This window comes from Priestia sp. 3CA3 (genome assembly GCF_056836725.1).
In genome coordinates this window covers 1-336 of sequence record NZ_JBXENJ010000050.1, presented here as the reverse complement: position 1 = coordinate 336, position 336 = coordinate 1, and the positions used below count along the sequence as shown (strand labels likewise).

Here is a 336-nt window from a genome sequence, read left to right as displayed (position 1 = left end):
TGGTATACCTGTAAAAGAAGTATTATCACAGCTGAATATTCGTAATCATACCCAATTAAAAACGTGGATGACATGGTATAAAAATGGAGAAATGTATCGATTTGAACAGCCTGTAGGCAAGCAATATTCATATGGGAAAGGTCCTGAATTTAAGAGCGAGACGTCTAAGTTAGAGGCAGAGAACCGGCAGTTAAAGCAACAGATTGAGATCTTAAAAAAGTACAAGGAATTGGAAAGGAAGTGGTACCAGAAATCGTAGTGAACACGGTGGAAGAGCTAAAAGGTCAGGTGCCTATTTATCAAATCTGTTTACATCTTAATATCCCTCGATCCACT

The 336-nt window shown here is 38.1% G+C and carries 1 pseudogene; it reads left to right on the top strand.

Features of this window, described 5'->3' with window-relative positions:
* Positions 1–259: pseudogene (locus AC1VNJ_RS26935) on the top strand (IS3 family transposase); the annotation flags it as partial.
* Between the last annotated feature and the right edge of the window lie 77 nt (positions 260–336).